The 8,633-nt window shown below is 72.2% G+C and carries 7 protein-coding genes and 1 pseudogene; 3 read left to right on the forward strand and 5 right to left on the reverse strand.

Annotation, left to right across the window (positions count from 1 at the left end):
- Positions 1-171 precede the first annotated feature (171 nt).
- The 5 genes from MXD61_RS05095 to MXD61_RS05115 form a co-directional block, all read right to left on the reverse strand.
- Positions 172-1,554 carry a class II 3-deoxy-7-phosphoheptulonate synthase gene (locus tag MXD61_RS05095; RefSeq protein ID WP_248811695.1) on the reverse strand — a complete coding sequence of 461 codons (1,383 nt, stop codon included), beginning with the start codon at positions 1,552-1,554 and terminating at the stop codon, positions 172-174.
- Between the two features lie 129 nt (positions 1,555-1,683).
- Complete coding sequence (locus MXD61_RS05100) at positions 1,684-2,709, reverse strand: 6-phosphofructokinase (RefSeq protein WP_248811696.1); 1,026 nt, start codon at positions 2,707-2,709, stop codon at positions 1,684-1,686.
- Positions 2,710-2,865: 156 nt separating this feature from the next.
- Complete coding sequence (locus tag MXD61_RS05105; protein WP_163548956.1) at positions 2,866-3,393, reverse strand: polyadenylate-specific 3'-exoribonuclease AS; 528 nt, start codon at positions 3,391-3,393, stop codon at positions 2,866-2,868.
- 4 nt (positions 3,394-3,397) lie between these two features.
- Positions 3,398-4,972 (reverse strand): hypothetical protein, encoded by a 1,575-nt coding sequence (locus tag MXD61_RS05110; protein WP_248811697.1) that lies wholly within the window; start codon positions 4,970-4,972, stop codon positions 3,398-3,400.
- Positions 4,973-5,005: 33 nt separating this feature from the next.
- A complete protein-coding gene (locus MXD61_RS05115) occupies positions 5,006-5,866 on the reverse strand; it encodes a 1-acyl-sn-glycerol-3-phosphate acyltransferase (RefSeq protein WP_248811700.1) in 861 nt (286 codons plus the stop codon).
- 543 nt (positions 5,867-6,409) lie between these two features.
- Here MXD61_RS05115 and MXD61_RS05120 point away from each other — a divergent pair.
- From MXD61_RS05120 to MXD61_RS05130, 3 genes and pseudogenes are all read left to right on the forward strand, one after another.
- The gene (locus MXD61_RS05120) at positions 6,410-7,207 is read left to right on the forward strand and encodes a carboxylesterase (RefSeq protein WP_248811698.1); all 798 of its coding nucleotides are present in this window, start codon (positions 6,410-6,412) and stop codon (positions 7,205-7,207) included.
- Positions 7,200-8,003 carry a hypothetical protein gene (locus MXD61_RS05125; RefSeq protein ID WP_248811699.1) on the forward strand — a complete coding sequence of 268 codons (804 nt, stop codon included), beginning with the start codon at positions 7,200-7,202 and terminating at the stop codon, positions 8,001-8,003. Before MXD61_RS05120 ends, MXD61_RS05125 begins: the two co-directional genes overlap by 8 nt.
- Before the next feature lie 197 nt (positions 8,004-8,200).
- Positions 8,201-8,633: pseudogene (locus tag MXD61_RS05130) on the forward strand (TIGR00300 family protein); the annotation flags it as partial.

The raw sequence follows: 8,633 nt of genomic DNA on the forward strand, positions 1-8,633 counted from the left end.
TGGCGCGCCGCTGGACGTGCTCCGCCGGTACATCGAGGACCAGGCCCGTCCGGTCTAGGGCACGCTCAGGCCGCAGGGCGGCCTTCCCGCGCGGCCCTTCACCCCCGGCCTGAAGGCCGGAGCACTGAGCCGCATCTCGGTAGCGGTCCTCCGGCGGCGGTGCCGGTCAGCTCAGGGACGCGGGGCGGCGGGGTGGGCGTCCTGGTGGGCGGCGGCCCGCTCACCGCGGGCGTGCTGCAGCATCTCGGCCACGAGGAAGGCCAGTTCCAGCGCCTGACTGGTGTTCAGACGCGGGTCGCAGGCCGTCTCGTACCGGCCGCCGAGGTCGTCCTCACCGATCAGTTCGGCGCCACCGAGGCATTCGGTGACGTTCTCCCCGGTGAGCTCGATGTGCAGGCCGCCGGGGTGGGTGCCCAGCGCCTTGTGCACCTCGAAGAAGCCGAAGACCTCGTCGAGCACGTCGTCGAAGTGGCGGGTCTTGATCCCACCGACGTCACGGGTGTTGCCGTGCATCGGGTCGCAGGACCACACCACCGGCGGGCCGGCCGCGTTGACCTTCTCGATGATGGGCGGCAGGGCGTCGCGAATCCGGCCGACCCCCATCCGGGTGATCAGGGTCAGGCGGCCGGGGATGTGGTGCGGGTTGAGCCGCTCGGCGAGCTCCAGGACCTCGTCGGGGCTCGCCTTCGGGCCGATCTTGCAGCCGATCGGGTTGCCGACCCGGGAGAGCAGGTCGACGTGGGCGCCGTCGAGGTCGCGGGTACGCTCGCCGATCCAGATCATGTGCGCGGACAGGTCGTACGGGTGACCGGTGGCGTCCTCGACGCGGGTCAGGGCCCGCTCGTACTCCAGCAGCAGACCCTCGTGGCTGGTGAACAGCTCCACGCCGGTCAGCGCGGCGGTGCGGTCCAGATCGATGCCGCAGGCGGCCATGAACGACAGCGCCCGGTCGATGTTGGTGGCCATCACCTCGTAGCGCCGGCCGGCGGCCGAGTCGCGCACGAAGGCCTTGTTCCATTCGTGGACCTTGGACAGGTCGGCGAAGCCACCGGTGGCGAACGCGCGCACCAGGTTCAGCGCGACCGCGCTCTGGTGGTAGGAGGCGACCATGCGCATCGGGTCCGGCCGACGGGCGGCGGCGGTGGCCGCGATGTCGTTGACCGCGTCACCCCGGTAGGACGGCAGGCCGGTGCTCGCCTCGATGTCAGCCGAGCGCGGCTTGGCGTACTGGCCGGCGATGCGGGCGACCTTGACCACCGGGGTGCTCGCGCCATAGGTGAGCACGACGGCCATCTGCAACAGGGTCTTCACCTTGTCGCGGATCTTGTTGGCGGTGTTGGCCGCGAACGTCTCGGCGCAGTCACCGCCCTGGAGCAGAAACGCCTCCCCGCGGGCGACCATCGCCAGCCGATCGGTCAGCGACCGCACCTCCGGCGCCGTCACCAACGGGGGCAGCGCCGCGAGTTGCTCCGCGGCCGCCTGCAGCTCGACCGGGTCGGGCCACGACGGCTGCTGCTTGGCCGGAAGGGTCCGCCAGACGTCCAATGCGCTCACGAGACACCAGGGTACGGCTGTCCAGGTCCAGGACGCGTCGATACTCGCAGGTTTCGGTGAAGTCATCCGGCCCGGCGGCGGATCAGCGTCCGGCCCCCGGGCCGGTCCAGGGGCCGGGCCGGGGTCCGGTCAGCCGAAGAAGACCGCGGCCTCGGCGTACAGCTCCGCCGGCACGGTCTTGAGCGCACCGGTGGCCTCGGCGAGCGGCACCCGGTCGATCCGGGTGCCGTGCAGCGCGACCATCACCCCGGACTCGCCCTCGTGCACGGCGTCGACGGCGTGCAGACCGAAACGGGTCGCGAGCCAGCGGTCGAACGCGCTGGGTGTGCCGCCACGCTGCAGATGGCCGAGCACGGTGGCCCGGGCGTCCCGGCCGGTCCGGCCACGGATCTCGGTTTCGAGCACCGCGGCGATGCCCTGCAGCCGGACATGGCCGAACGCGTCGAGTTCGGCGTCCTTGGTCATCATCGTGCCCGCGATGGGAGTGGCACCCTCCGCGACGACGATGATCGGCGCGTAGTGGGTGGCGAACCGGGACTCGACGAACGCGCACACCTTGTCGAAGTCGAACGGCCGCTCGGGGATGAGGATGACGTTCGCACCCCCGGCCATCCCGCTGTGCAGGGCGATCCAGCCGGCATGGCGGCCCATCACCTCGACGATGAGCACCCGGTGGTGACTCTCGGCGGTGGTGTGCAGCCGGTCGACGGCCTCGGTGGCGATGTTCACCGCCGTGTCGAAACCGAAGGTGTAGTCGGTCGCGGACAGGTCGTTGTCGATGGTCTTCGGCACGCCGACGACCGGGACGCCGTCGTCGTGCAGCCGGGCGGCCACACCCAGGGTGTCCTCGCCGCCGATGGCGATCAGCGCGTCGACCCCGTCCGCGGCCAGGTTGCGGCGGATCAGTTCGAGCCCGTCCACCGCGGCGTACGGGTTGGTCCGGCTCGAGCCGAGAATCGTGCCGCCGCGAGGCAGGATGCCGCGGACCGCGGTGGTGTCCAGGGGCACCGTGTCGCCGGTGAGGGGGCCACGCCAGCCGTCGCGGTAGCCGACGAACTGGTGCCCGTAGACGCCCTCGCCCTTGCGTACCACCGCCCGGATCACCGCGTTGAGCCCCGGACAGTCACCGCCGCCGGTCAGTACGCCGATCCTCATCGCACTCTCCTCGCCTCCGCGCCGCCCCGACCGGGCCGCACCAGTACCCACTCCCGTCCCGCCTCTCGGCGGCGACAGCAGCGGCAGCGTAGCGGCGCACAGCACATACAGAGTGTTATTTGCAACTACTAGGCGTGGTGAATCAAGCTCAAAGAGTCATGATCGGGGGGGCTGGCCGGCAGTGCGGGGGCGCAGCGGGGCGAGGATCTCCCAACGAGCCAGATTGTGCAGCGCGTCGGCGAGGGCATCGTGGGCGTTGGCCGGCGGCGGCGGCAGCGTGGGACGGCCCAGCTCCTCCCACAGCTGGCGCAGGTCCCGGGTGAACCGGGGCATCCGCGCCGGCAGGTCGGTCATCGTCCCGAACAGCTGACAGAGAACGACATGATCATATGCGCCGTACCAGGCCCAGAGCTCCGGTGCGCCGTCCGCCGTCAGCAGCGCGTTCAGATCATCGCGGATGCGGGCCCGGGAGCGCCAGGCCGGGTCGGCCGGCGACGGCAACTGGTCGAGCACGTTGCGCCGGACCCAGGGCACCGCCCAGACCGGATCGAATTCGGTGGACACGGCGTAGTAACGCTGTGCGCCGTCCTCGCTGACAATGCCGATGCTGACCAGGTCCAGCCAGAGATGGCCGGACTCACGCCGCTCGATGAACTCGGTGTCGTAGAAGAAACGGGTTGCCACCGGTTCAGTCTCTCCCGCTCCAGGTAGGTGCCGCCGGACCGGGCCGGCGCCGCCAGGGTCGCGTCACCGCGGCGAGCAGGCCCGCGGCCGCCGCCGCCCCGACCAGCGGCAGCACCCACAGCAACGGCCCGGAATATGGCGTCGGCTCCGACTCGCTCGCGGCACCGGCGACGGCCCTCGCCGCCGAACCACTCGTACCACTACTCGTGCCGCCCGTCGCGCTCGCGGCCGCCGGACCACCCGCGACGGGGGCTCCCCCGGTATCGCATCCGGTGGCGCCCGCGATCGTCACACGGCGGACCTGCGGGCCCGCCGTGGCCGGACGGACCTGGATCTCGACCCGCGCCGCGCCGGGCTCGGCGACCACGCACAGCAGACCGCTGTCCGCCGCCGAGGTCACCCGCCCGCCGGTGACCGTCACCTGGTAGCCGCGCGGGTAGGCAGCGGCCGGCACGTTGATCGCCGTAGCCGTCCCGGCCGCCAGGGCACCCGCCGTCGAACCGTCCGGCAGCGCCACCGCGACCGGGCGCAGCCCCAGGGTCAGCACGCCGGCCGCGTCGTAACGCAACAGCTCGGGCGTGCCCGCCACGGCCGCGGGGTAGGGCCGCACGAGCCGTGGCGGCGTCGCCGGCATCGTCGGCGCCGAACCCGAGCCCACACCGACCGGAGCGGCCGTACCCACCGTCGCGCCACGTCCGTCCGGCGGGTCGTAGAACCAGCTCAGACCGAAACTGTCGGCGGTCGCGACCAGGGCGTCGACGGCTTCGGGGGAAGCGTCCTTCCAGCCGGTGAGGTAGCCGGTCGGATCGTTGAGGGCCACCGTCACCGCCGGGTCGAACCGCGCCGGGCCGCTACGCCACAGCAGATGCACCGGGTCGTGCGCGGCCACGGTGTCGGACAACGCCGGGCCGGTGCCGGCGGGCACCTCGTAGCCGAACACTCCCGGTTCGGCCCGCAGTCGGTCGGCGAGCGCGGCCAGGCCGACCGACAGGGTCGCATCCGAGAGGCGTCGACCCGCCACCGTCGGCACCAGCCGCACGACGACCCGCAGCCCCCGGTCGGTGAACCGCCGGGTGAGCGCGACGACCTGGCCGAGGCCGGCGTCCGCGGGGCTCGTCGCCTGCTCGGACGCGGTGGGTCGGGGCCAGCCCGCGACCGCTGGAACCCGTCCGCCGGTCGCCACCGGAACCGCCAGCCGCACCCCGGTGAAGCCCTGGCCGAGCCAGGTCGCGAGATCGGCGTCGGTCGGCGTCACACCGGCCGGCAGGGAGATCCCGCGCACGACCACGACGCGGTGGGCCGCGTCGACCAGGTACGGACCGAACCGCCCCAGCGTGTTCGCCGGTGCCGCCCCACCCGCCGCCGCACCGCCCGCCGGGGCGGCACCGTCCGGCGTGGGAACAGCCCAACCGGCCGACGCACCCGTCGCCAGCAGCATGCCGCCCACGCCCACGACGATGACCAGGTCACGAACCCGGTGGCGCCGCTGGTCGCGGGGAACCCGGCCGGATGAGCGGCTCCACCCAGGGATGGACCGGGCGAAACCGGAGCGGACGATGTGGGTCAGGGCACCACGCACATCACCCATCCTGCCGTGTCGGCGCAAACAGCCTCAGACCGCCCGGTCCGCCGGGTTACCGGGCGTGGTCGGACGAGCGGATGCGGCCGGTCGGGCGGCGGACACCCCGGCCGGCGGGCCGCCCGCGACGGCCCGGTCCGACGCGGCGCCCGCGAGGTCGCCGGCCGCGGCGGTGGCGGCGTCCGAGGTGGCGGCGGCGCTGGTGGCCGCCGCCCGGGCCGCGGCGATTTCCTCCTTGGCCCGCTTCGCGTACATATCGACGTACTCCTGGCCGGAGAGCGCCATCAGTTCGTACATGATCTGATCGGTGACCGAACGCAGCACGAACCGGTCGTCCGCCATCTCGGCGTAGCGGGAGAAGTCCAACGGGGGGCCGACCCGCATACCCACCCGACGAACCCGCGGCAGCAACTTGCCGGGGGGCTGCGCCTCGAACGTGCCGATCATGGCGACCGGGATCACCGGCACGCCGGCCTCCAGCGCCATCCGGGCGACACCGATCTTGCCGCGGTACAGGCGGCCGTCCGGCGAACGGGTGCCCTCCGGGTAGATGCCGAGCAGGCGGCCCTGGCGCAGCACCCGCACGCCGGATCGCAACGCCCCCTCGCTGGCCTTGCCACCGCTGCGGTCGATCGGGATCTGGCCGGCCCCGCTGAAGAAGACCCGCTTGAACCAGCCCTTGATGCCGGCCTCGGTGAAGTAGTCGCTCTTGGCCAGAAAGGTCACCCGCCGTGACACCACCAGCGGCAGGAAGAAGTGGTCAAGAAACGACAGGTGGTTTCCGGCCAGGATGGCGGGCCCCTCCGCGGGGATGTGCTCGGCACCCTCGACCCACGGGCGCCACACCACCCGTAGTACGGGCGTGAGGATCGCTTTGAGCACCCAGTAGAACAAGGACAGCTCCCACCTGGTCACCGTCGTGAGACGACACTGTCAGGGCGCCCGGACCGGGTCGCCCGCACTGCACACGCCGACGCCGTCGCTGCGGACCCGAGCATGCCACTGGCCGGCAGGCAGACCCGAGCCTAGGTAGCCGGACATCATCACGTCCACTCGAACATCCACAACAGTGCCACGGACGGCGTCGTCGGGGTGATGACCCTGCCATGACCGGAGCGCACCGCCGCGCCACACCGACCACGAGCACGGGCGTGCCGAGATCTATATCATCGCAACGACGGGCGATCGCGTCACGACGTCCGGCTCGACCTCCTGGTGAAATTCCGTCGAATGTCATGACATCGGCGACAAGATGCCCACCGATGAGACCCGGACGACCATGGCTTCAGCCCACGGACCGTGCGAGCATGAGGGTACCGACGACTTTCCGCCCGCCCTGCGAATGTTGCGCGGCGAGTGGGTTGCACAGAGCACGGCATAAGCGGCACGGGGTACGGGCACAGGGCACGAGGTGCCGGGCGCGAAGGGCGGACAGCAATGGCGGGTTCCACCGGCACGGCCCTGCTACCCGGCGCTGAGCCGTTCGCCTACGTGGGCGGGTCGGTCGGGGTGCTGCTGGTCCACGGCTTCACCGGCTCGCCGGGCAGCATGCGCCCCTGGGGCGAGGCGCTGGCCGCCGCCGGGCTGACGGTCTCCTGTCCGTTGCTGCCCGGCCACGGAACCCGCTGGCAGGACATGGTTCCCACCGGGTGGCCCGACTGGTACACGACGGTCCGCGGCGAGTTCCTGCGGCTGCGGCGCGAGTGCGACCAGGTGTTCGTCATGGGTCTGTCGATGGGTGGCACCCTGACGCTGCGTCTGGCCGAGGAACACGGCGCCGAGGTGGCCGGTCTGGTCACCGTCAACGCGAGCCTGCGGACCGAACGCTGGCAGGCCGGGCTCGCCCCGCTGCTCAGCCGGATCCTTCCCGCGGTTCCCGGGCTCGCCGGTGATGTCAAGGCCGACGGGGTACCGGAGGTCGGCTACGACAAGATGCCGCTGCGGCCGTTCGCGTCCCTGCGCAAGCTGTGGGCGGTCACCAGCGCCGACCTCGGGCGCATCGTCTCCCCGGTGCTGGCCTACCGCAGCGTGGTCGATCACATCGTCGAGCCCAGCTCCGGCGCGCTGCTGCTGGCCGGGGTACGGGCCCCGATCGAGGAACGGCTGCTCGCCGACAGCTGGCATGTGGCCACCCTCGACAACGACAAAGAGAAGATCTTCGCGGGAAGCCTGGAGTTCGTCCGCACGCACTCGCTCTCGCCCCTGGTGCCCGAACCGGCGGCCAGTGATGGCTGAGCATCCGCCCTTCCCCAGCCCGGGCGAGCCGGCCCCGGGGCCACTCGATCATTCGGGTCCCGCGGCGGTGCCCGGCGCGAACGGCGACACCGGCGAACACAGGGAGTCACTGACCGCTGGCGCCGACCAGACCGCGGCGGAGCAGCCGACCCCCACCCCGGCCGAGCCCACCGGGGCGGCGCTGGAGCAGCCGCCCGGGTCCGCCTCCGACGACCCGCCGCCGGCACCGGTGCCACCGCGCTCCCAGGACGCCGATGACGCGGTGTTCCGCGAGCTCATCGCCCGCTTCGACGACGAGCCGACCACCCGCACCTGGCCGTCCCAGGAGGACGTCGCCGACCCGCGCCGTCCCACGATCATCATTCTGCGGCCGCCGTTCGAACCCGACACCCCGGCCGACCCCGCGGACCAGACCGAACCGGGCGCCGCGCAGGCCGGCCTGCCGCCCGGCGTGCGCCCGCATCAGCTACGGGGCGACGACGACGAGATCGTGGTCATCGACCTGGGCGCCGACAGCGCCGAGACCGGCTCGCCGGACGGCGACGACGACCACTACGTGCCGCCGCCCCCACCGCCGCTGCCCCGCATCCGCCCGGTCACCCGCTGGGCGATCGGATCGATCGCGCTGGGCGTGGTCTTCCTGATGGTCCCCAGCCTGATCGGATTCAACCAGTCACGTTCCCAGGATGTGGCTGGCGTGCTGCTCATCCTCGGCGGGGTCGGCACGCTGGTCGCTCGGATGGGCGACCGTCCTCCCACCGACCCCGATGGTCCCGACGACGGCGCTGTCCTCTAGGCCATCCGGTCCCATCGATCTGGCTGGCACCCGCGCTGAACCTGCGATGGCCGGCTGGCAACACCCGTCCCCCGGACGGCGGCAGACGGCAGCAGACCCCTGCGGCACGGCGTGACCAGGCTTCTGGCCACCGGCGGCGGGCCGCGGCGGCAGCAGTGGCAGCGGCGAGCAGGGGTACGAACAGAAGGGCGTTGGGCGTGCGTTTTCACGATCAGGTCGAGGTGCACGGGCATCTCATGGACACCGGTGTGCTGGCGAAGGTCCTCGACGACGTGCTCGACTACGGCGGCGACTACCGGGTGGACCGGATCGACCTCGGGCGCGGCCACGACGACGAGTCCCACGCCGTCATCACCGTCGGCGCCGAGACACAGCGGCGCCTGACCCGCATCCTGATGCGCGTCCAGGTGCACGGCGTGAACAAGGTGACCGCGGGTGAGGCGCGGTGCGAGCCGGCCGACCGCGACGGCGTGTTCCCGACGGACTTCTACTCGACGACCAACCTGGAGACCGTCGTCCACCTCGACGGCCAGTGGGTGCCGGTGGAACATCCGGAGATGGACTGCGGTCTGGTCGTGTCGCACGGGCGGGTCCGTACCGTGCCGGTCACCGACGTGCGGGCCGGCGACC

Origin of the sequence: Frankia sp. AgPm24 (assembly GCF_023243055.1) — a bacterium.
Classification (GTDB): Bacteria; Actinomycetota; Actinomycetes; order Frankiales; family Frankiaceae; genus Frankia; species Frankia umida.

Excerpts from the sequence above, each read along its gene's own strand:
- MXD61_RS05100 (WP_248811696.1), bottom strand. The coding sequence starts at position 2,709 with ATGAGGATCGGCGTACTGACCGGCGGCGGTGACTGTCCGGGGCTCAAC.
- MXD61_RS05120 (WP_248811698.1), top strand. The coding sequence starts at position 6,410 with ATGGCGGGTTCCACCGGCACGGCCCTGCTACCCGGCGCTGAGCCGTTC.
- MXD61_RS05125 (WP_248811699.1), top strand. The coding sequence starts at position 7,200 with ATGGCTGAGCATCCGCCCTTCCCCAGCCCGGGCGAGCCGGCCCCGGGG.